Source organism: Paenibacillus peoriae, assembly GCF_022531965.1.
GTDB lineage: Bacteria > Bacillota > Bacilli > Paenibacillales > Paenibacillaceae > Paenibacillus > Paenibacillus polymyxa_D.
This window is the reverse complement of the sequence record NZ_CP092831.1, coordinates 5,799,148-5,820,785: the sequence shown is the minus strand read 5'-3', so window position 1 is coordinate 5,820,785 and position 21,638 is coordinate 5,799,148. Positions and strand designations below refer to the sequence as shown.

Below are 21,638 nucleotides of genomic sequence, written 5' to 3'. Positions count from 1 at the left end.
GAGCTGGGCATATCACTTTATTCGTCTGGAGGAATGAATATGAAGCAGTACATTATTCGAAGACTGCTGCAACTCATCCCCACACTTATTGGCATATCCATTATCGTGTTTGCGATTTCAGCCATGGTGCCGGGTGATTATATTACAGCCAAGCAGAACCCGAATATGACGGCCGAAAAGGCGCAGCAGCTACGACATATCTACGGGCTGGATAAACCGGAATACCAACGCTATTTTATATGGGCCGGTAATATGTTAAAGGGGAATATGGGGGATTCATTACAGCATAAGCAGCCGGTAACGAAGGTCATTGGCAATTATGTATGGAACTCATTTATTATCGCTTTTTTTAGTCTTATTTTCAGCTGGTTGATTGCGGTTATTGCAGGGGTATTTTCAGCCAAGTTCCAATATTCGTTATTCGATAAGTTTGTCACATTATTTATTTTCTTATGTATGTCGCTGCCTTCATTTTTTATTGGTCTATTGGTCATCAAAATATTTGCCCTGGAGTGGGGAATTCTCCCGGTTGGGGGCATGACCACAGCAGGGATGGAGCCAGGCTCATGGGCTTATATGGTGGATGTTCTCAAGCATATGTTCCTGCCGACACTCGTACTTACGATGCTGAGCACAGGAAGCCTGACCCGGTATTTCCGTACAGGCATGTTGGAGGTCATTCGTCAGGATTATATTCGTACCGCACGCGCCAAAGGCTTGAAGGAACGGACAGTTATTTTCAAGCACGCACTGCGCAATGCACTGATTCCAGCCATCACACTACTCGGCTTCGAGCTTCCGGCCTTATTTGGTGGAGCGATGATTCTGGAGAAGGTATTTGTGTGGCCAGGTGTGGGTCAGGTTTATCTGGAGTCGATTAGTATGCGGGATTATCCGTTTATGTTGGGCTTCACGATTTTCTTAGCGTTACTTACGCTTATCGGTAATTTGCTCTCTGATGTATTGTATGGCATGGCAGATCCAAGAATTCGCTTGAAGTAGGAGGGATACTATTGTCCGCAGAAACAGTCACGATTGAAACGAATCAAAAGGCGGCGATCCGTCCTGAAGCGTCTCCATGGAGAATCGCCGTTCGCCGTTTTAACCAAAACCGTCTGGCTTTGGCTGGTCTCGTTATATTAATTCTGATGGTTGTCATTTGTAGTTTTGGACCGATGATTTCACCTTATCATTTAGATGATTACAGGCTAGCTGACAAAAATTTATCGCCTAATGCTAAGTACTGGCTCGGTACGGATAAGTTTGGTAGAGATATTTTGCTGCGAACAATGCTGGCTGGCCGTATTTCCTTGACGGTAGGGCTGGTCGCCACGTTTATTTCGGTCATGATCGGCGCAACGCTGGGTGCGCTGGCAGGGTTTTATCGTAAAGGCGTGGATACGGTTATTATGCGGATTGCCGATATTTTCATGGCACTCCCTACATTACCGCTGCTTATTATTTTAGGTGCTGTTCTGTCGGATTTGAAGGTCGATCCGTCGAATCGCATTTATTTTCTGATGCTCATTATCGGGGTCCTGAGCTGGACTAGCTTGTCCCGTCTGGTCAGAGGGCAGATTCTTACGCTGCGTGAACAGGAGTTCATGCAGGCGACGGAAGCGCTAGGCTTGAGAGACCGTCGCAAAATATTCCGGCATTTGCTGCCGAACACGATTCCTACCATTATTGTTACGGCTACGCTTGGAGTAGCGGGTGCGATTATTACAGAATCTGCGCTCAGCTACTTGGGAATCGGTGTTGTGCCGCCCACACCTTCGTGGGGGAATATGATATCGGCTGCGAATAACCTAATTGACTTCCGCAAACGGCCTTGGATATGGGTTCCACCGGGAATGTGTATTCTCATTACAGTTGTAGCGATTAACCTGATTGGCGACGGTTTGCGTGACGCACTAGACCCTAAAATGAAGAAGTAGGAGACGAACGTTTATGAAAAATGCTTTGATTGAATTTCGTAACCTGAAAACCCACTTTCATACCTCTAGCGGAACTGTCAAAGCGGTCAATGACGTCAGTTTTAAAATTCGTGAGGGTGAAACGCTCTGTGTGGTAGGGGAATCTGGCTGCGGTAAGAGTGTAACAGCGATGACGATGATGCGGCTGATTGATTCTCCCCACACCTCAGACGGTGAAATCTGGTTTGAGGGCAAAAACCTCTTAACGCTTAATAAAGGTCAAATGCAGCAGATTCGCGGCAATGACATTTCGATTATTTTTCAGGAGCCCATGTCTTCTCTGAATCCCGTGCTTACGATTGGGGAACAGATCACGGAGCCATTGCTGATGCATACATTAATGAGTAAAAAAGAAGCACATGCTCGGGCAATTGAGCTGATTAACCTGGTGGGGATTTCACGATCGGAAGAAATATTTCATTCCTATCCTCATGAATTGAGTGGCGGTATGCGCCAGCGGATCATGATTGCCATCGCATTAAGCTGTAATCCGAAGCTATTGATTGCCGATGAACCGACAACGGCACTGGATGTTACGATTCAGGCTCAGATTCTGGATTTAATGCGGGATTTGAAGGATAAGCTTAAAACGTCCATTATGCTCATCACGCACGACTTGGGCGTCGTGGCAGAAATGGCTGATTATGTGGTTGTTATGTATGCTGGAAACGTTATTGAAGAGGCTCCTGTTATTGAGCTATTTAAAAATCCACAACATCCATATACTCAAGGCTTATTAAAAGCGAAGCCCGTCATTAATCAGAAAATGGATCGACTGTATTCCATTCCAGGACAGGTTCCAAACCCGATTGAGCTGGGAGAAAATTGTCATTTTCATGATCGGTGCTCCCATTGTATGCAAATTTGCAAGGATCAGGCTCCTCCCTTGAATGAAAAGGAGAATGGTCATAAGGTTGCCTGCTGGCTATATGAGAAAGAAGGAGGGCAACGGATATGAGCGAGCCTTTGATTCAAGTGGAAGGGCTGAAAAAGTATTTCCCGATCACAGGCGGGATTTTTCAGCGTACTGTCGGACATGTGAAAGCAGTCGATGATGTATCCTTTAACATTCATAAGGGTGAATCCTTCGGTCTGGTAGGAGAATCGGGTTGCGGCAAAAGTACGATTGGACGAACAATTCTCAGATTGATGGATAAGACAGAGGGATCGGTACGATATAAAGGTGAAGACTTGCATGCGTTAAACAAAGAGCAGATTCGTGCGCTTCGTCCGAAGTTGCAAATCGTCTTTCAGGACCCTTTTAGCTCACTGAATCCGAGAATTAAGGTCGGTGAAGCCATTGGAGAGGCGTTGCTGGACCACGGGTTGATTGATCGTAGAGAGCTGCGGAAGAAGGTCAATGAAACGCTGAACATTTGCGGGCTGTCCTCGTATCACTATGATCGGTATCCGCATGAGTTCTCTGGCGGTCAGCGTCAGCGGATCGGGATTGCACGGGCTTTGATTTTGAATCCTGATTTTATTGTGGCTGACGAGCCGGTATCTGCTCTGGATGTGTCTATTCAGGCCCAGATCATTAATTTGTTAAGTGATTTGCAGCAGGAACGCCAATTGACCTATCTGTTCATCTCGCATGATCTAAGTGTAGTCGAGCATCTTTGTAGCCGGATTGGTGTGATGTATCTGGGTTCAATGGTAGAGCTTTCCTCCAAGGAGGAACTGTTCAGTAATCCACTTCATCCGTACACGAAGGCGCTGCTATCGGCAGTACCGATTCCCGATCCCACGATCAAGAGACAACGGATTGTGTTGAAAGGAGACATCCCATCTCCGGCCAATCCGCCTTCAGGATGCAAGTTTCATACACGTTGTCCTATGGCAGAAGCGCGTTGTAAAACAGAGACTCCAGTATATCGAGATGCGGGCGATCACCATTTCGTAGCCTGTCACTTTGCCTAAAACATATAATTAGGAAGCAAAATATCCGTCATCCTGAAAGCAGGATTGACGGATATTTTGGCGTGGAATAAAAAAGGTAAAAAAATTGTATCTTTTTTTCGAAAAATTGCAGACAAAATGGATTTTTCATCGTCTAATAGAGTATGGAGGTTATTACGATGATGAAAAAACACTGGATACGTTGGGCTATTGTCGTCCCGTTACTTATTATATTGATTTTTATTACACTTGGACCCCGCCTGTTGATCGGAAAGCCGAATGTGGATGCAGAGGCAGCGGTGCTGATGGACATGCATACTGGGGAATTGCTGATGGATGTGAACGGTGATACACCTATGCCTTCCGCAAATATGTCCAAGCTCATGACCGAGCTATTGGTGCTGGAGGATATTCGGGCCGGACGGTTAGGTTGGAATGATGAAGTGCGAATTAGCCGTTACGCGAGTACGGTGGGTGGTGTAAATCTATCTCTTCGGTATGGTGAAAGGATGACCGTATCCGAGTTGTTCCAGAGTATGGTTGTGTATTCAGCGAATGATGCCGCTGTCGCGTTAGCCGAGCGTTCAGCAGGGAATGAATCAGCTTTTGTGAAGCGTATGAATGGAAAAGCTGCCCAAATAGGGTTGTCATCCGATAGTCGCTTCAGCAATGCCTCGGGGGCAGGTCAGAGTGAATTGGGGCCCAATCACCCTGAGGATATTCGGGGCGAAACGAAAATGACAGCAAGCGACACGGCGAAGTTGGCCTCCTATTTAATTACGTCACACCCGGAGATTTTGAGAACGTCCAGCCGTACGCAGATGGAGTTGAAGGATAAAGGCATCTACATTAGTAATACGAACTGGATGCTGCCTTCCTTGGCTGGACCGTACTCTTACGCAGGAACAGACGGACTGAAAGCAGGGTACACAAGCGATGCTGGATACTGCTTCACGGGTACCGCTGAGCAGCATGGAAGACGGCTAGTTGCTGTGGTGCTGGGTGCACCGAGCAAGGAAGAGCGTTTTGAGCAGACACGGAAGTTGTTCGATTATGGTTTTTCCCTGTCGACTTCTTTCCCGGTGAGACTGCAAAATTTAGTGAAACTGGCTCCACATTAAGGCAAAAAATGACTTTGAAAGCTACATAGGATACGGATATAAACATGAATTGGGGCTTTGACCGTGAGGTCGAAGCCTTTTTTGGTATGAATTCGAGGAGCTGACCACGCCATGACACTTTTGACAACAAGGTAGTAGACCTTTTATGCTTTGAGGGGAAGTTTCAGCTTCATGTGGGACCAATTTGGTTTAATGAAGAGATGGGATTTGTGACGGAAAGAAGGAAGGTACCGGTTATGGAGAGAAGACATAGGAGAAGGACCCGTGGAAAGACCAAAAAGAAAAAGAGGTTTACCGCTCTATATATTTCATGTATTGTTTTACTTTTGATTGCATTGGGAGGCTACCTGTTCCGCAAACAGCTGACACTGGTGGCTTTTGACTGGTTTGTATCACCGACGTTGGAAAGCAAGCTGGAGAAATCCTATCAGCCCCGACAATCCGGGGAACAGCAGCAGCAAGAGACAGTAGCTTACCGTAAGGAACCTTTTTCGGTGCTGTTATTGGGTACGGATCAAAGGCCCAATGAAAAGGCGCGTGGTCGCTCGGATACGGTTATGTATGCGGTAGTACGGCCCGCGGAATCGCGTGTGCTTTTGGTTTCCATTCCAAGGGATACGTACGTACAGATTGCCGGACATGATTCGAATCGCGATGGCGAGGATGATTTTGATAAGTTGGGGCATGCTTATGCGTTCGGAGGCGAAGATATGTCCATGGCTACAGTAGAGAAGTTGATGGAGCATAAGGCCGATTATTATGCTACGATTAATTTCCAGGGTATTCAGGATGCGGTGAATGCAGTGGGTGGAGTTGTGCTTCCAATCGACAAGCCCATTGAGAATAAGAATCCGCTGCATATCAAGTTCCGTATTGAGGCGGGCAAGCCGCTTTATAATGGTGAGGAAGCCATGTATTATGTTAGATATCGGGAAGATAGCGACTTCAATCGTACCAAACGGCAGCAAATTTTCCTGAACGCTATGGCGGATAAGCTGCTGAATATCAACGGAATTACCAAGATTCCAGAGTTGCTCGATATTATGGGAGCCAATTTCAAAACCGACATGGAACCTACTTTTATTACTGGGCTTGGCAAGCAGGCTATTTCACAGGGGAATCCGCAAATTTCAAGTTTTACGATTACGGGGGAAGGGTTCAAGAAGAAGGGCCTGTATTATGACCGGGCTAATGAACAGGAACTTGAATATGCCAGACTCATAATTGCCAACTGGCTAGATTCCGATACAACCCCGCAGACGCTGAGGCTTCCCGACAAGCAGGACATTCAGTGAATAATCAATTGATTTATATTTGATTTTGAGGGGGATTCGTTTCTCATGAATATCGCTTTTTTCTTGCTTCCCAAACAGGAAGTTGCTTGTGTAACGGCGGATGCTACTTTACGGCAAACGTTGGAACGGATGGAATATCACCGTTTTACAGCGGTTCCTATTTTAGATAAGGAAGGTAGATATACAGGTACGGTTACAGAAGGTGATCTGTTGTGGCATATGAAAGAGTCCGAGGGGAAAATCACCTTTGAAAACGCTTCTAAGTTTATGCTTAAGGACGTTCCGTTGCGGGTTACGATGAAGCCCGTGTCCATTGATGCTAACATGGAGGATTTAATCAATTTGGCTAAGGTACAGAACTTTGTGCCCGTTGTAGATGATATGGAACGGTTTATTGGCATTGTACGTCGGAGCCAGATTATTGAGTATTGTGAAAAATTTGTATCCAGAGAATCGCTTAATACTTCAAGCTAAAATAAGCAACAAAGCTGCTCCGAAAATAACAATTTACCCTATGGGGTAACAGTTATTTTCAGAATAGGATATGCTATAATGGAGAATAAAGCTTTTTCAGAGGGGTGTGACTCTTCATCATATGCCTAAAGAAATGGATGTAGTTAAACGAGCCAAGGTTATTGAATGGCTTAAAACAGAGGTGCTGGACCAAGTCTCCCGTTTGTTTAAGGCAATGTGGGAAGGCAGTACAGCCCGCATTGGTGATTGCTTGGCGAGCTTAGTGATGAGCAGTTATATTTTGGGGAGGCGCCTTGGAGTGTCTTACCGTGAATTGGATGATCTACTCATCGACAAGCTAAGAAAGCACAGAAAAGAAGGACACCAGCTGGAGGATTGGTATCAGGACATTTCCGCACTGGAAGAACATATGCGTAAGAGGTGAAAACGTTGAAATTCCGCTTGGCAACTGTAGCATGGAGCGTCATTTATTTGCTTCTGCTGCTGACTCTATTGACACCATTAAGAATCATTACCGTATTTTTACTGATTGTGCCTGGCGCTGTATTGTTTTCATCGCTGCCTTTCAAAGGATTTCTGGTCCACGTCATACCGGTGCTGCTCATTATAGCGCTACTCGATGTGTATTCGCTGCTCCCTGCGATTTATTTTCTGATTCCTTCAATCATGATGGGACGGATATATAAAAAGGGAGGACCTGCTTTTCAGGTGTTAATGACCGGAATGGGCATTATTTTAGCCGAGTTGTTGGTTGTTCTGTTTATCGCCACGTATTCCTTTGGGTTTGATCTTGCACAGTATCTTCGTGATCAGGCTGCGATATCGGCAAGTATTGTACAGCAGGTTTTGAGTGCTAATCCGATGTTTTCAAACATGAATTGGACGGCAGAGGATACGCAGAAACTCGGCACAATGCTGATTGGAAAAATTCCGTATGTGCTGATCGTGACCTCGTTCATATTGGCAGTGATTACGCACGCTTTGGCACGTCCGGCATTGAGCAGTCTCGATGTACCAGTACGCAAAATGAAGCCTGCCCGCGAGTGGAGGCTACCGCGCGCGCTGATCTGGTATTATCTGCTGGCAATTGTAATTGAATGGATAGCAGGGTCTTCCGATAGCGGCTGGATTCAAATGGTCTCCATTAGTATGCTGCCGCTGATTCATGCATGTTTTATTATCCAGACAATTGGTTTTGTATACTTCTGGACGCATAGCCGTAAAATGAGCCCGGTGATTGCGTTGCTGCTGTCGCTCGTCGTTCTGGTGTTCCAGCCGCTCCGCATTATAGGTATTATTGATTTGGCCTTTCCGCTGCGTGAAGCTATTACAAGATCAAAGAAATAGGGTGAACAGTCATGCCTAAATTTCTACAAAAACGCTGGCACGGCTATCAGACGGTCTGGGCGTTTTTGCTGCTGCTGGTCCTTGTCATATGTATTTCCATGTACAACTGGGAACTGGGTGTGATAGGACTGTTGCTGTCATTCTTGCTCGGCGGGCTGATGCTGAAGACGGAATTGGATTTTCGTCGGGAACTGAATCAATATATCAGCGGTCTTTCCTTCCGGATCAAGCGGGTGGAAGGGGAAGCGATTAGCACATTGCCGTTCGGCATCATTTTATACAGTGAAAATCGAACGGTAGAATGGCACAATCGGTTTGCCGGGGAGATGTTTGAGGAGCAATCGCTGATTGGTGAGTCTCTTCATGATTTGTTTCCTCAACTCGCAGGTGCCCTAAGCACCAAAAAGGAAACAAAGGAGCCTGCTCGTGAGCTGAAGGTGGAGCTACAGCATGATGAGCGTCATTATCAGTTTCTGATCGTGCCCGATGAGCGTCTGATATATTTGTATGAAGTAACGGATTTGGCGGTGCTACGCAAGCAGTATGAAAACGAGCGATTGGCGCTCGGTATCGTCATGCTCGATAATATGGACGAGGCTGCTCAGGGGATGGACGATCAGCAACGCACCGCGCTTATTGCGAAGGTGTCAAGCGAGATTACATCTTGGGCTAATCAGTACAATATTTATTTGCGCCGATTATCTTCTGAGCGTTATCTCATTATGCTGAATCATAAAGCGCTCCAGGAGCTGGAGCAAAGTCGATTCGTCATTCTGGATACCGTAAGGGAAATGACGGCGGATTTGAAAGTACCGATGACACTGAGTATTGGCTTGTCCTTCGGTGCAGAGAGCATCAAGGAGCTAGGCGAGCTGGCCCAATCCAGTCTGGATATGGCGCTTGGACGTGGGGGCGATCAGGCAGCAGTGAAGGCGGGACAACGCCTGTCCTTCTACGGAGGCAAGTCCAATGCTGTCGAGAAGCGTACCAGAGTGCGTGCCCGAGTGATTGCACATGCGTTGCGTGATCTGATGCAGGAGAGTGACCGCGTCCTGATCATGGGACACAAAATACCGGACATGGATGCGGTGGGAGCCGCCATCGGTGTGTGGAAGGCTGCGGCACTTTACAATGTAGAGGCACATATCGTACTCGATAAATCCAATCCGTCTATCGACCGAATGATGGAGCAGGTAAACAAGGATGAGAATCTATCGCAAGCGCTCTTGACGCCAGAGCAGTCGCTCCAGCTGATGACTGAGCACAGTCTGCTGGTCGTGGTGGACACGCACAAGGCCTCCATGACGATTGAGCCGCGTCTGGTGCAAACGGCCAGTCGGGTGGTGGTTGTCGACCATCATCGTCGGGGCGAGGAATTTATTAATGATTCGGTTCTGATCTACTTGGAGCCCTATGCGTCATCGGCCTGTGAGCTGGTGACCGAGCTGCTGCAATATATTCATGAGAAGGTCCAACTGACACCGCTGGAGGCAACATCACTGCTGGCAGGGATTACGGTGGATACCAAGCATTTTTCCCTGCATACAGGCTCGCGTACATTCGAGGCAGCCGGCTTTTTACGCCGTAGCGGAGCAGATACTGTTATGATCCAGCGCATGTTAAAAGAGGACCTGGATGAATATATTGCTAAGGCGGAAATTATTAAGCATGCTAAAATGATATATGGGCATATCGCAATTGCGGTAACTGAGCCCGGACAGAAAATACCGCAGCTCCTGATTGCTCAGGTGGCGGATTCATTACTCAATATGACGGATGTACTGGCCTCCTTTGTGGTCAGTGAACGTCCTGACGGCCTGGTGGGGATCAGCGCCCGTTCACTCGGACGCATGAACGTACAGGTCGTCATGGAACGGCTAGGCGGCGGAGGACATCTGACGAATGCGGCGGTTCAGCTGGATTGCCCGCTGGAGGAAGCTAAGCGCAGAGTGGTCGACGTGCTGGCCGAAATTGATGGGGAAGAGGGGTTATTTGAATGAAAGTGATATTCATTAAAGATATGAAGGGCCAAGGCAAGAAGGGGCAAATTAAGGAAGTGTCGGACGGTTATGCAGCGAATTTCCTGTTGCCGCGTGGTGTTGCCCGTCCAGCGACAGAAGGAAATATGAAGACGCTGGAAAACCAGAATGCTGCTGAGGAAAAGCGCAAGCAAGAGGAAAAGGAAGAGGCGCAAGCGCTCGGCAAAAAGCTGGAAGAGACAACGGTTCAGCTCAAGGCGAAGGCTGGTGAAGGTGGACGACTGTTCGGCGCGATTACAAGCAAGCAAATCGCGGAGGCAGTAGCTAAAACTGGTATCAAGCTGGACAAACGCAAAATTGAGCTGGAAGAACCGATTCGTACGTTGGGCGTGACTCAAATGACCGTTAAGCTTCATCCTGAGGTCAAAGCTACGCTGAAAGTACAGGTGACTGAAGAATAATTATGGGCGGCGAATTTTTTGATCGGATTCCTCCGCAAAATCTGGAGGCTGAACAGGCGGTTATCGGGTCTATTTTGCTCCAGTCTGAAGCACTGATTACCGCAATGGAGCGGGTGCAGACCGAGGACTTTTATGATAAGGCTCATCAGATGATTTACGAAGCAATGATTGAGCTGGGTGAATCCGGACAGCCGATTGACTTGGTTACGCTGACCTCGAAAATTCAGGACAAGGGACAGCTAGAGGATATCGGTGGTGTCAGTTATCTGGCGAAGCTGGCTCACGGGGTGCCAACAGCGGCTAACGTAGATTACTATGCCCAGATCATTGAAGAAAAAGCGATGCTTCGTCGCTTGATTCGTGCAGCTACGCAGATTGTGAGCGAAGGCTATAGCAGTGGCGAGGATGTCGCTGGTATGCTGAGCGATGCTGAGCGCAAGATTATGGAGATATCCAACGGGCGCTCAGGTAGTGGTTTTATTGCCATCCGCGATGTCGTGATGGAAGTGTTTGACCGCGTTGAATTGCTGCATCAGAACAAGGGCAATACGACTGGGATTCCGTCCGGGTTTGTTGATTTGGACAAGATGACGGCGGGGTTCCAGCGCAATGACTTGATCATTGTGGCCGCCCGTCCATCCGTAGGTAAAACAGCGTTTGCTCTGAATATTGCGCAAAATGTTGCGGTTCGGGCAAAGGAGACAGTAGCCATCTTCAGTCTGGAGATGTCGGCCGCTCAGCTCGTGCAGCGGATGATTTGTGCCGAGGCCAATCTGGACGCGAACGTCATGCGGACAGGTGAGTTTAAAGGCGACGACGATTGGGCGAAGCTGACGATGGGCATTGCAGCCTTGTCAGAGGCGGAAATCTATATCGATGATACACCCGGCATCACTGTGGCGGATATCCGTGCCAAATGCCGCCGTCTCAAGGCGGAAAAGGGACTGGGTATGATCGTAATCGACTACTTGCAGCTTATTCACGGACGAGGCAAAGCAGGCGAGAACCGGCAGCAGGAGGTATCTGAAATCTCACGGACATTGAAGCAAATCGCTCGTGAACTTGAAGTGCCTGTAATTGCCCTCTCCCAGCTGAGCCGGGGTGTGGAGCAGCGTCAAGACAAGCGGCCGATGATGAGTGACTTGCGGGAATCGGGTTCTATCGAGCAGGATGCTGATATCGTGGCGTTTCTGTACCGGGATGATTACTATAATCAGGAAACAGAAAAGAAGAATATTATTGAGATTATCATTGCCAAGCAGCGTAACGGCCCGGTCGGTACGGTAGAGTTGGTCTTTCTCAAAAATTATAATAAATTCGCTAATTACGAGCGTGCCCATTCGGATGCGTTCGCCGGATAACATATTAGTATCATTAAAAAAGGCTCTTTCGACGCGGATTTCGCGATCTCGAAGGGGTCCTTTTTTATAGAATTCACATATTTTCATATAAGGAATGAAACTCTCAATTACGAACAATACTATTTTCATGTAATATAATGTTCGCTTTTTATTTGACTTTAAAAAATGGTGCTGTTACACTTATAGTGCTGCTTCAACGCAGTGGGGAGAACATTACGCCCGGGGCTTTCCGAACCTACGGAATGTCTGCGACGGACGTTTTTTCCTGCTGTCCGAGAGCGCTCCATATCTGCTCGCTCAGGCGGTTGAAGTCGGATATGCGTAGTGTGTCAGCTCAAAATCAGAGTGTCTGTGGGCACTCCACGGAGGAATGAAACATGTCAACTGTAGTCGTTGTGGGAACACAATGGGGAGACGAAGGCAAAGGTAAAATCACGGACTATCTGGCGGAAAGCGCTGAAGTAGTGGCCCGTTACCAAGGCGGAAACAATGCTGGTCATACGATTCTCATTGACGGTAAAAAGTACAAGCTGAGCCTGATTCCATCCGGCGTTTTTTATGAAGATAAAAAGTGTGTTATTGGCAACGGCATGGTCGTAAATCCAGCCGCTCTTATTGAAGAAATTACTTACATTCATGATAATGGCTTTTCCACAAAAAATCTGGTCATTAGTGACCGCGCACATGTGATTATGCCGTACCATATGACGCTGGATGTGCTGGAAGAAGACCGCAAAGGTCCTAACAAAATTGGTACTACCCGTAAAGGGATCGGCCCTGCTTATATGGATAAAGCTGCACGTAACGGTATTCGTATTGCTGATTTGCTGGATGCAGAGGAATTCGAAAAGAAGCTGCGCCATCAAACGAAAGAAAAAAATCAAGTGATTGAACAAGTATATGGCGGCGAGCCATTGGATGTAGAAGCAATACTAAAACAGTATCTGGAATATGCTGAATTTATCCGTCCTTATGTAGGAGATACATCTGTCGTGTTGAATGATGCAATTGACGCAAATCAAAAGGTACTGTTTGAAGGTGCGCAAGGCGTTATGCTTGATATCGACCAAGGTACGTATCCTTACGTTACGTCCTCCAACCCGTCGGCTGGCGGCGTATGTATTGGTTCCGGTGTGGGACCATCCAAGATTCAACAAGTCATCGGTGTAGCTAAATCGTATACAACTCGTGTTGGCGATGGACCCTTCCCAACTGAGCTGAACGATGAAGTCGGCGATTACATTCGTGAAACAGGTCATGAGTACGGTACGGTTACAGGTCGTGCTCGTCGTGTAGGCTGGTTTGACAGCGTCGTTGTGCGCCATGCCCGTCGTGTCAGTGGATTAACGGGTCTTTCCCTGAACTCGCTGGACGTATTGACTGGCCTGAAAACGGTGAAAATTTGCACAGGTTACAAGTACCGCGGTGAGGTGATTACGCATTATCCGGCTAGCCTGAAAATGCTGGCGGAGTGCGAAGCGGTATATGAAGAAATGCCAGGTTGGAGCGAAGACATCACTGGCGTGAAAACGCTGGAGGAACTGCCTGAGACTACACGCAATTACGTACAACGCGTGTCTGATCTGACAGGTATCCCAATTGCTATTTTCTCGGTTGGGCGTAATCGTGATCAAACGAATCAGGTGCTTCCGATTTATTTGTAGGACAAGAATGATATAGCTATTAATACATGTTCAAAGAGAGAGGCTGTTAGCAGCCTCTCTCTTTTTTTATTCTGTGAAGTGTTAAATGGTATCTTTCCCTTTACATAATCTTATCTTCCTTGTCGATTTGTGATAACAAACCCTCTCTATAATCCAAATAGAAAAGAGATTTGGACGTCTAGACGTCTTGAGAGGGATGAATTATGAACTGGTATCTTCGCTCACTCGGCACACGCAAAATTGTTGAATTCATCGTGCTTGTCATTTTCGTCATCTTTTTCCTGGGACCTCTGACCAATCTCCTCCTCTTGGCGGTTTCGGGAAAATGGCAGTATCCTGCGCCGCTCCCGCAGAGCTTGTCACTGGAATGGTGGAAGTTCGTACTTACCCAGGATGATGTAGTCAGCTCGATTTCCCTATCCTTCCTGATTGCGATTACCGTTACGGTCTGCTCCATTATCGTATGTATTCCTGCTGCTTATGCCTTTGCACGAATTTCTTTCCCGCTCAGTAAGTGGTTCCTTTTCTCATTCCTGCTTACGCATGCTTTTCCGAAAATGGGTTTGTATGTGTCCATTGCCGTGCTATTCTACCAATTCGGTTTGATGAACACTTTTGCAGGCATTGTGCTCATCCATATGGTAAACACACTCATGTATATGACCTGGATTCCATCCTCTGCCTTCCGCAGCGTACATCGCGCACAGGAGGAGTCGGCGCGGGATGCTGGAGCCGGACCCTTTCGGGTGTTTTGGAAAATCACCTTTCCTATGGCGCTGCCCGGCATTGTGGTCGCCTCCATCTTTACTTTTCTTGCTTCACTGGATGAAGCACAAGGGACACTCCTTGTCGGAACGCCGGACTATAAAACAATGCCAGTCATCATGTATTCCATCATTGCTGATTATCCGAGCACAACAGGTGCTGTTTTCTCAGTCATTCTAACCCTGCCAACGATCATTCTGCTATTGGCAGCCAAGCGTTTTGTAAGTGCCGATGTACTGGCAGGCGGATTTCAGGTGAAATAACGTAATTGGTCAAAAGAGGAGTTTGCAAAATCCTGAAAAAGGAGCCTAAGCTAATGCCCATTCAATTATCCATTCAAGAGTTAACCAAGCGCTTCAAGACAGGAGACGGAGTCAAAGGCATTTCACTTGACGTGATGAAGGGGGAGCTGGTGACACTGCTGGGACCTTCCGGCTGTGGTAAAACAACCGTGCTTCGCTCCATTGGCGGTTTTTTGGACCCGGACAGTGGCGACATTCAGATTCAGGGTAAAAGCGTACTCAAGCTGCCGCCCGAAAAACGTCCGACGGCTATGGTGTTCCAAAGCTATAATTTGTGGCCGCATATGACCGTGTATGACAACCTGGCTTTCGGGTTGAAGATTCGAAAGGTGAAGAAGACAGAAATTGACCGTCAGGTGAAGGAAGCGCTAGCGCTGGTTCGGCTAGAGAGCGCAGAGCGTAAAACGCCGGGACAGCTCTCGGGAGGTCAGCAGCAGCGGGTAGCACTCGCTCGGGCTTTGCTGCTAAAGCCTGATGTATTGCTGCTGGACGAGCCTTTTTCCGCGCTTGATGCCAAATTGCGCATGGAGATGAGAGAGGAGCTGCGTGATATTCAGACCCAGACAGGAATGACGATGGTGTTCGTCACCCATGATCAGGAGGAGGCGCTGTCCATTTCCGACCGAATCGTCGTTATGAATGCGGGCCGGATTGAGCAACTTTCTTCGCCGCAGGAGATTTATGACAAGCCACAGTCCCTTTTTGTAGCGGGTTTTATTGGCCGTATCAATTTATTAAAGGGGGTGAGCACAGGTCGCAGTGTCTCTGTAAGCGGAATACCGTTTGCACAAGAGCATGAATACACAGGTGAATCCATGGTTGGTGTAAGACCAGAGGATATTGTTCTGACGACGGAAGAAAATGGTTCTTTAGCCGGAACAATCAGACAAGTGATGATTCTAGGGCATTATGCGGAAGTTTCGCTGGATAGCGGTACCCATCATCTGAAAATGTTTGTGCCGCGTGAACGAGCGGCCGAGCTGCGCAGTGGAGAGCACATCAGATTCAGCTTCAGTAAAATAGTTACTTTTCCAGCAGCACAGTGAAGATTCACGATCAACCTCTATATCGCATCAATGTCCGTCACGAACGCATCATCTGATGATGCTGCGAACTTGTGCAACTATCTAAAGGAGGCAACAACGTGTTTGGGAAAAAGAATATGGGTCTGGTTTTGGCGGGGGTACTTAGTTTATCGTTGTTGGCTGGTTGTGGTAACGGCGGTAATGCCGCCACGGCTACAGGGGAAGCCAAGTCTACAAAAGCGGGGGCCGCTACGGGAACGACGGAAATTTCCTTGTACACTGGAGGGTCTCTGAACGTCAAAGAGCTGTGGGAAACGTTAATCAAGGACTTTGAAGCTAAAAATGATCACGTTAAGGTCAAACTGGTGTATTTGCCAGCAGGAACCGGAGGTGCATCTACACTGGATCGTCTGATTGCAGCCAAGAAAAGTGGACAAACCGATACCGATATCGACCTGTACGAAGGCAGTCTGGATGACATCACCAAAGGGGTAGGCGAGAAACTGTGGGAAACGGTAGACGCCGCCAAGGTTCCAAATTTGAAGAATGTGGATGAAACGTATCTCAAGCAAGTCAACAATCAGGCCATTCCATACCGTGCCTCTTCGGTTGTCCTTGCCTATAATAGTGCAAAAGTAGCGACGCCTCCGAAAACAGCCGACGAGCTGTACACGTGGATTCGCCAGCATCCGGGCAAGTTTGCTTATAACGATCCGTCTACGGGTGGGTCAGGCAGCTCGTTTGTGAACACGGTGATCTATAATTTCCTTCCGCCAGAGGCGATGAACAGTGATGATCCGGCAAATATGAAGAAATGGGATCAAGGCTTCTCACTGCTCAAGGAGCTGGGCCCTTCAATGTACCAAAAAGGAGTCTATCCTAAGAAGAACCAAGGCACGCTTGATATTTTGGCGAGTGGAGAGGTTGATATGGTTCCAGCTTGGTCTGATATGGCACTCGAGCAGCTGGCTAAAGGGCTGCTTCCGGACACGGTGAAGCTGACACAGATCGATCCTGCTTTTACAGGGGGACCCTCTTATCTGATGGTTCCTTCGCTCTCCTCCAAAAAAGAGGCCACTCAGGAATTCTTGAATTATATACTGACGCCTGAAGCGCAAACGGTGGTTATTAATAAAATGTACGGCTACCCGGGGATTAAGTGGAATCTGATGCCAACGGAGCTGCAGGAGAAATTCAACAGTGTATCTTCTGGATACCGCAGCTTTAACAGCGGAGAGCTTCAGCAGGAAATTTACAAACGCTGGCAAAGTGAAGTAGCGGGCGGTTGATCATGAGTTCATTGTCCAAAAGGGGGATGCTGGGGCTTGCCCTGGTCATCCCGTCTTTTCTCATTTTGCTGGTCGTCGTTATTATTCCGATTCTTTATGCCGTGAAGGAAAGCTTGATTGATCAATATGGAACGGGCTACGGGCTGGCCAACTATATTCGGCTGTTCACGGAACCTGCCATGCGTAGAAATATCATGTATACCATTAGTGTCACGCTAGTCTCGACGGCCCTTACTCTGGTCATCAGCTATGCTTTGGCGATTTATCTGAGATTCGGCAAAGGGGTTGTCGTGAAGTGGATAGGCCGGTTGTATTTTATTCCGATGTTTGTTCCCGGTGTAATTGCAACGTATGCGATCATTACCATGTATGGCAATCACGGTTGGGCTGCACGTCTTTTGCTGCCGCTTGGAATTGAAACGATCCCGAGGATTATTTATGACTACAAGGGTCTGGTGCTGGCTAATTTGTGGTTCAACATTCCGTTCGCAACCATGCTGCTCAGCTCGGCACTTGCCAGCATTCCAAACGCTGTCGTCGAAAGTGCCAGAGATGCTGGAGCCAGCACGATGCAGCTGTTTGGTCGCTTTATTTTACCCCTTTCCTATAAAACGATGTGGGTTGCGGTGACCTTCATTTTCATGGGAATCATGGGCAGCTTTACGGCTCCCTTCCTGATCGGTGCCAACTCACCACAAGTGTTGGGTGTTGCGATGCAGCAGGTGTTTTCCAGCTATCAGGAGACGCATACGGCCAGCGCAATGGCAGTATTTATGTTTTTACTGTGTTCTTTTATGGGCTACTTTTATATTCGGACAATGGTGAAGGATGCGGATGCCAGCTAGACTGCCGTCATACACTAAGGAGGTTACAGGGATGAATAGCCAAGCAGAGGTACAAATTACCGGGTTTAGTGGGCGAGTGTGGGAAAAGGATTTGCTGGATTGCGGTTATCGGATTGCCTTACACAAAGCGGAGGTTGAGCTCAGCCCGGGAAACGGGTTCCGGTTTAGGTTCTCCATGCCAGAAGACGGATACGCGGAGCTTGATCTGTTCGCCAGATCAGACAGTGACTGGGCTGCGACAGATCGAGAATCTGCCTTCGTACGCCTCTACCTGAATGAAGCCTATAATCAGGATGTCATTTTGTACTATGGCAGCAGTCAGGGAGTGTATACCCGTTTGTTGGGATACCTAAAAGAAGGCGATTACGAGGTCTATGCTGAATTCCGCGAACTGGAATCGGCTCCGCTTGTATCTCGAGCATGGATTGACGGGGTTGAACTGCGCTGCGTGGCTGATTCCTCTCCAAGATCACTGATTTATTGCCATACCCCGCTTTTATATGGCCGCAATCTGTCACATCCCTATGAGAATCGCTTTACGGATACACCACTTGTTTTGTTCTATTCCATAGAAGTGAACGAGGGGAAGACGGTCATCGAATACCAGATGATGTTCAGCCATGAAGATGAGGGAACGCCCGCGCCGCTGCTTATGAGCAAATGGGGAAGAACCACCGATATCGAATGGATGTACCGCGTCGAGCTAGATGCAGGGGGCAATGTTCTGGAAGCTGTTTTCCAGGGGGCACATCATATTACGACTGCGTTTAATGGCAGTTATGATCTGGGTGGGCATCCTGTTCTCCAATCCGCAACAACCAATGGAAACTTTAAGGATGACATTTCATCGGACTATCGTTTTATGCTGCCGCCTGCTTTCCAGTGGAAACCAGAGGAAGAGCCGCGTGAGGCGGTCATGAGCCGTTTTCCTTTTGCCTATCAGGTTACGCAATGGGAGATGGAACGTCAGCAGGAGCTGGAAATGCCGTCACAAGCGTCTTCCATTGCACTTGCACACCAGCGTAGCTATGTGTTTATCCAGACTTCCAAACGTCCCTTACGGGATTCAGGCAGAGAATCGTCTCCAGGATTCAGGCCGGGCTTCAATCGGCGCGAGGAAGATGCATGCGTCGATATCCAGCTTCGTCTTCACGGCTCGGAGCAGTGGTATTCATCATGCCACCATGATCTGAGACTCGGGGAGTTTAGAGCCGCTTATGAGGGGGCAGAGTCACATTTTTCTACCACGGTCAAGCTATCTGGAGAGGCTGTGCTTGAGGATATAGCTGAAATTAGAGCCGTATTGCTGGAAGGCGGTGCGGACAGCATGGAAGTGGCTGGACTGTGTGCCTTTACGTTAAACGAGGATAATCTCCCGCAGTTTCCAGGTATTCATACAGACCGGGTGATTGAGCTGACGCGGCTTCAACCCGTAGGTGTTTTATGGACAGCCGACAAAGACGTGTCGGGTGATGAAGGACATCCTGTGAATGATATGGTGAAGCAAGTTGTAAATGAACCGTCCAGCAAGGATGGGCAGTCATGAGCAGGCTGCTGTATGTGGAGGGAACGGTCGACAGGACCTGCACCCAGAGCCATATTACGTACTCCTTCCATATTCCGCAGCCGACTGAAACGATTCGTATTCACTTCTCTTACACGCCCAAGTTATTGGAGGATCAAGAGCAAGCACGAGGAATCATTGAGGAAAGCATGTGCAAATACGGATACGACGAGCCGGGGCATTCATCCGATCTATGGAAGAAGTATATACCGCTGCAAAATTTATTAACGCTGTCTGTCGATGATCCTGTCCGTCACCGGGGAAATGCGCACCGTCCCGAGATGCAGCAGGAGCATTGGCTCGGTTCGTCTGCGGCTTCGCCGGGGTTCCTTGCAGGAGATCATCCGGCGGGCATGTGGCGGATTACGGTCAGTCTGCATGCCGTTGTGACCGAGACGCTTGCCTACCAAATTCATGTATTGGGGGAGGAAGCAGCATATGCTTAAATGGATTCCAGCTGAGCTTCACACCCATACGCTTCACAGCGACGGCAAGCACACGCTGGAGGAGCTTGTTCAAAGCGCAGTGGATCTGGGACTTGAATGCATCGCTATGACGGATCACAACACGCAATCGGCACTTGCGGATCAGGAAGGGGTTCAGCGGCAGTTCGGTCTCCCGATCATTTCAGGGATGGAGTGGACGACCTTTTACGGGCATATGCTGACGCTTGGGGTTGACCGCTTTATCGACTGGCGTGTGCTGGGGCCAGATGACATTCATGAGGGGATTCGGCAGGTGCATGAGCAGGGAGGCATTGCAGGGATTGCCCATCCGTTCAGGATCGGAAGTCCGATCTGTACGGGGTGCTTTTGGGAGTACACGATTCAGGATTGGCACGAGGTGGATTATATAGAGGTCTGGTCAACGCTGATGCCATCTATTAAGCGGGATAGCCAGCGGGCGTTTGCCATGTGGACCGATTTGTTGAATCAGGGGTATCGCATCACTGCCGTAAGCGGTCGGGACTGGCATGTATCTAAACCGGATGATTCACTTCCGGCTGTTACATATCTGGGGGTTCATGATGAAGCAGAAGAGCGAGAAGGTTTAGAAGGCCGGGCAGTTGAGGCGATTCGCCACGGTTCAGTGTCAGTTACGATGGGACCGCTACTGACGATGTGGGCGCAGATTAAGGGCAGAGAACATCGTTATCACATCGGCGAATGTATAGAGCTGACTGTAGAGGATCCACTATCTGTGACGGTTCAATTGAATGTAGAAGCAAGAGCAGCCCATTATAATCTCAAGCCTCAGAATCTTCGTCTTCTGCTGACAAGTAGTCAAGGCATATGCTCGGAGATTCAGATCCCTGCCCAAACAGGAGAATATACGCTGTCATTGCAAGACCCGCTAGGAAAGGGCTGGATACGAGCGGAGCTTTACGGCTGCATGGAAGACTGCGTGATGATGATTGCTTTTACGAATCCGATTTATATGGCTTAACACAATAGAAAGGCTGGGCTTCGGACGGTGTCAACAAAACAAGAGAACATAAAGCGGCGTATAGAAGAATATATGAAGGTTAATCAAATGGGTCCGGGGGATCGGCTGCCGTCGGAAACTGCACTTTCCCAATCGTTTCGTGTCTCGCGTACGACGCTACGGGGAGCTATTCGCCAACTGGAATCGGAAGGTAAGTTACTAGTAAAACACGGGAGTGGCACGTTTGCGACTTGCCCGCTACCGAGTATTCCAAGCTCGCTGGACCGCCTGTACAGCATCGGGGACATGATTCGTTCGGCAGGGCTACGGGAAGACGAGCAGCTGGAATCCATTCAGAGAATTTCGGTTTGTCCTCCTGATATTGCCGAACAGATGAGATTTTCCGAGCATGAGCCCATGATTGCTCTAGAGCGTACACGTACTGCCAACGGAGAGGCTGTAGCCCACTCTATAAACTGGATGCCAGAGAAATTAGCCGCTCCCATTTTGGAAGATGACTCTTTTTCAGGCTCGCTTTTTCAGAGTCTTGAGTTCAAGGCGGGGGTACGAATTGTTGGAGCCTATTCCGAGCTTACCGTTCCAAACTATGACGACGCACATATGACACGTCTGCTGAAGCATCCGCAGGCTACGGTATTACTATTGAAGCAGCTTCACTATGATGAAATGAACAGGCAGGTGCTGTATTCCCTCGATTATGTCCGCAGTGACATTTTTCGTTTCTGGGTGCGTCGTACACGCTAATTCAATTAGAATGTGGCATCTCCTATTGAATGGTGCTAGTTTTACATATTTCATGGGTTAAAAATCGTCATATCTCGTCAA

21 protein-coding genes are annotated in these 21,638 nt (G+C 48.2%); all 21 read left to right on the top strand.

Going from position 1 to position 21,638, the window contains the following annotated elements:
* The first annotated feature begins 39 nt into the window (after positions 1-39).
* Positions 40-1,002: an ABC transporter permease gene (locus MLD56_RS25835; protein WP_023991143.1), complete on the top strand. Its 963-nt coding sequence runs from the start codon at positions 40-42 to the stop codon at positions 1,000-1,002.
* Positions 1,003-1,013: 11 nt separating this feature from the next.
* Positions 1,014-1,937: an oligopeptide ABC transporter permease gene (gene opp4C / locus MLD56_RS25830; RefSeq protein WP_029518954.1), complete on the top strand. Its 924-nt coding sequence runs from the start codon at positions 1,014-1,016 to the stop codon at positions 1,935-1,937.
* A gap of 13 nt (positions 1,938-1,950) precedes the next feature.
* Entirely contained in the window at positions 1,951-2,934 is a 984-nt protein-coding gene (locus MLD56_RS25825; protein ID WP_029518953.1) for an ABC transporter ATP-binding protein, read from the top strand.
* The gene (locus MLD56_RS25820; RefSeq protein WP_029518952.1) at positions 2,931-3,896 is read left to right on the top strand and encodes an ABC transporter ATP-binding protein; all 966 of its coding nucleotides are present in this window, start codon (positions 2,931-2,933) and stop codon (positions 3,894-3,896) included. Before MLD56_RS25825 ends, MLD56_RS25820 begins: the two co-directional genes overlap by 4 nt.
* Before the next feature lie 158 nt (positions 3,897-4,054).
* Positions 4,055-4,996 (top strand): D-alanyl-D-alanine carboxypeptidase family protein, encoded by a 942-nt coding sequence (locus MLD56_RS25815; RefSeq protein WP_029518951.1) that lies wholly within the window; start codon positions 4,055-4,057, stop codon positions 4,994-4,996.
* Between the two features lie 236 nt (positions 4,997-5,232).
* On the top strand, positions 5,233-6,291 hold the full coding sequence (locus MLD56_RS25810; protein ID WP_029518949.1) for an LCP family protein: 1,059 nt from the start codon (positions 5,233-5,235) through the stop codon (positions 6,289-6,291).
* Between the two features lie 45 nt (positions 6,292-6,336).
* Entirely contained in the window at positions 6,337-6,765 is a 429-nt protein-coding gene (locus MLD56_RS25805) for a CBS domain-containing protein (RefSeq protein ID WP_013312792.1), read from the top strand.
* A gap of 121 nt (positions 6,766-6,886) precedes the next feature.
* Positions 6,887-7,189, top strand: a complete 303-nt coding sequence (locus MLD56_RS25800; protein ID WP_013312791.1) for a MazG-like family protein — start codon at positions 6,887-6,889, stop codon at positions 7,187-7,189.
* 5 nt (positions 7,190-7,194) lie between these two features.
* A complete protein-coding gene (locus MLD56_RS25795) occupies positions 7,195-8,112 on the top strand; it encodes a DUF2232 domain-containing protein (protein ID WP_029518948.1) in 918 nt (305 codons plus the stop codon).
* Between the two features lie 11 nt (positions 8,113-8,123).
* The gene (locus MLD56_RS25790) at positions 8,124-10,112 is read left to right on the top strand and encodes a DHH family phosphoesterase (RefSeq protein WP_029518947.1); all 1,989 of its coding nucleotides are present in this window, start codon (positions 8,124-8,126) and stop codon (positions 10,110-10,112) included.
* Positions 10,109-10,552: a 50S ribosomal protein L9 gene (rplI, locus tag MLD56_RS25785; protein ID WP_013312788.1), complete on the top strand. Its 444-nt coding sequence runs from the start codon at positions 10,109-10,111 to the stop codon at positions 10,550-10,552. The genes MLD56_RS25790 and rplI overlap by 4 nt, the downstream gene beginning before the upstream one ends.
* A 2-nt stretch (positions 10,553-10,554) precedes the next feature.
* Positions 10,555-11,913, top strand: a complete 1,359-nt coding sequence (gene dnaB, locus MLD56_RS25780; RefSeq protein WP_013373892.1) for a replicative DNA helicase — start codon at positions 10,555-10,557, stop codon at positions 11,911-11,913.
* 377 nt (positions 11,914-12,290) lie between these two features.
* On the top strand, positions 12,291-13,577 hold the full coding sequence (locus MLD56_RS25775) for an adenylosuccinate synthase (protein ID WP_029518946.1): 1,287 nt from the start codon (positions 12,291-12,293) through the stop codon (positions 13,575-13,577).
* A 203-nt stretch (positions 13,578-13,780) separates the two neighbouring features.
* A complete protein-coding gene (locus MLD56_RS25770; protein ID WP_029518945.1) occupies positions 13,781-14,605 on the top strand; it encodes an ABC transporter permease in 825 nt (274 codons plus the stop codon).
* Between the two features lie 53 nt (positions 14,606-14,658).
* A complete protein-coding gene (locus MLD56_RS25765; protein WP_029518944.1) occupies positions 14,659-15,690 on the top strand; it encodes an ABC transporter ATP-binding protein in 1,032 nt (343 codons plus the stop codon).
* Between the two features lie 98 nt (positions 15,691-15,788).
* Positions 15,789-16,958, top strand: a complete 1,170-nt coding sequence (locus MLD56_RS25760; RefSeq protein WP_025723151.1) for an extracellular solute-binding protein — start codon at positions 15,789-15,791, stop codon at positions 16,956-16,958.
* 2 nt (positions 16,959-16,960) lie between these two features.
* Positions 16,961-17,803 (top strand): ABC transporter permease, encoded by an 843-nt coding sequence (locus MLD56_RS25755; protein ID WP_029518942.1) that lies wholly within the window; start codon positions 16,961-16,963, stop codon positions 17,801-17,803.
* 31 nt (positions 17,804-17,834) lie between these two features.
* Positions 17,835-19,349, top strand: coding sequence for a hypothetical protein (locus MLD56_RS25750; protein WP_029518941.1), 1,515 nt, complete (start codon positions 17,835-17,837; stop codon positions 19,347-19,349).
* Positions 19,346-19,813: a hypothetical protein gene (locus MLD56_RS25745; protein WP_029518940.1), complete on the top strand. Its 468-nt coding sequence runs from the start codon at positions 19,346-19,348 to the stop codon at positions 19,811-19,813. The genes MLD56_RS25750 and MLD56_RS25745 overlap by 4 nt, the downstream gene beginning before the upstream one ends.
* Positions 19,806-20,813 (top strand): CehA/McbA family metallohydrolase, encoded by a 1,008-nt coding sequence (locus tag MLD56_RS25740; RefSeq protein ID WP_029518939.1) that lies wholly within the window; start codon positions 19,806-19,808, stop codon positions 20,811-20,813. The genes MLD56_RS25745 and MLD56_RS25740 overlap by 8 nt, the downstream gene beginning before the upstream one ends.
* A 27-nt stretch (positions 20,814-20,840) precedes the next feature.
* The gene (locus tag MLD56_RS25735; protein WP_029518938.1) at positions 20,841-21,557 is read left to right on the top strand and encodes a GntR family transcriptional regulator; all 717 of its coding nucleotides are present in this window, start codon (positions 20,841-20,843) and stop codon (positions 21,555-21,557) included.
* Positions 21,558-21,638: the final 81 nt, after the last annotated feature.

Bases quoted from the DNA above. Each gene is read 5' to 3' on its own strand.
- MLD56_RS25835 (WP_023991143.1), top strand. From the start codon at position 40: ATGAAGCAGTACATTATTCGAAGACTGCTGCAACTCATCCCCACACTT.
- MLD56_RS25825 (WP_029518953.1), top strand. From the start codon at position 1,951: ATGAAAAATGCTTTGATTGAATTTCGTAACCTGAAAACCCACTTTCAT.
- MLD56_RS25820 (WP_029518952.1), top strand. From the start codon at position 2,931: ATGAGCGAGCCTTTGATTCAAGTGGAAGGGCTGAAAAAGTATTTCCCG.
- MLD56_RS25815 (WP_029518951.1), top strand. From the start codon at position 4,055: ATGATGAAAAAACACTGGATACGTTGGGCTATTGTCGTCCCGTTACTT.
- MLD56_RS25810 (WP_029518949.1), top strand. From the start codon at position 5,233: ATGGAGAGAAGACATAGGAGAAGGACCCGTGGAAAGACCAAAAAGAAA.
- MLD56_RS25805 (WP_013312792.1), top strand. From the start codon at position 6,337: ATGAATATCGCTTTTTTCTTGCTTCCCAAACAGGAAGTTGCTTGTGTA.
- MLD56_RS25800 (WP_013312791.1), top strand. From the start codon at position 6,887: ATGCCTAAAGAAATGGATGTAGTTAAACGAGCCAAGGTTATTGAATGG.
- MLD56_RS25790 (WP_029518947.1), top strand. From the start codon at position 8,124: ATGCCTAAATTTCTACAAAAACGCTGGCACGGCTATCAGACGGTCTGG.
- rplI (WP_013312788.1), top strand. From the start codon at position 10,109: ATGAAAGTGATATTCATTAAAGATATGAAGGGCCAAGGCAAGAAGGGG.
- dnaB (WP_013373892.1), top strand. From the start codon at position 10,555: ATGGGCGGCGAATTTTTTGATCGGATTCCTCCGCAAAATCTGGAGGCT.
- MLD56_RS25775 (WP_029518946.1), top strand. From the start codon at position 12,291: ATGTCAACTGTAGTCGTTGTGGGAACACAATGGGGAGACGAAGGCAAA.
- MLD56_RS25770 (WP_029518945.1), top strand. From the start codon at position 13,781: ATGAACTGGTATCTTCGCTCACTCGGCACACGCAAAATTGTTGAATTC.
- MLD56_RS25765 (WP_029518944.1), top strand. From the start codon at position 14,659: ATGCCCATTCAATTATCCATTCAAGAGTTAACCAAGCGCTTCAAGACA.
- MLD56_RS25755 (WP_029518942.1), top strand. From the start codon at position 16,961: ATGAGTTCATTGTCCAAAAGGGGGATGCTGGGGCTTGCCCTGGTCATC.
- MLD56_RS25750 (WP_029518941.1), top strand. From the start codon at position 17,835: ATGAATAGCCAAGCAGAGGTACAAATTACCGGGTTTAGTGGGCGAGTG.
- MLD56_RS25745 (WP_029518940.1), top strand. From the start codon at position 19,346: ATGAGCAGGCTGCTGTATGTGGAGGGAACGGTCGACAGGACCTGCACC.
- MLD56_RS25740 (WP_029518939.1), top strand. From the start codon at position 19,806: ATGCTTAAATGGATTCCAGCTGAGCTTCACACCCATACGCTTCACAGC.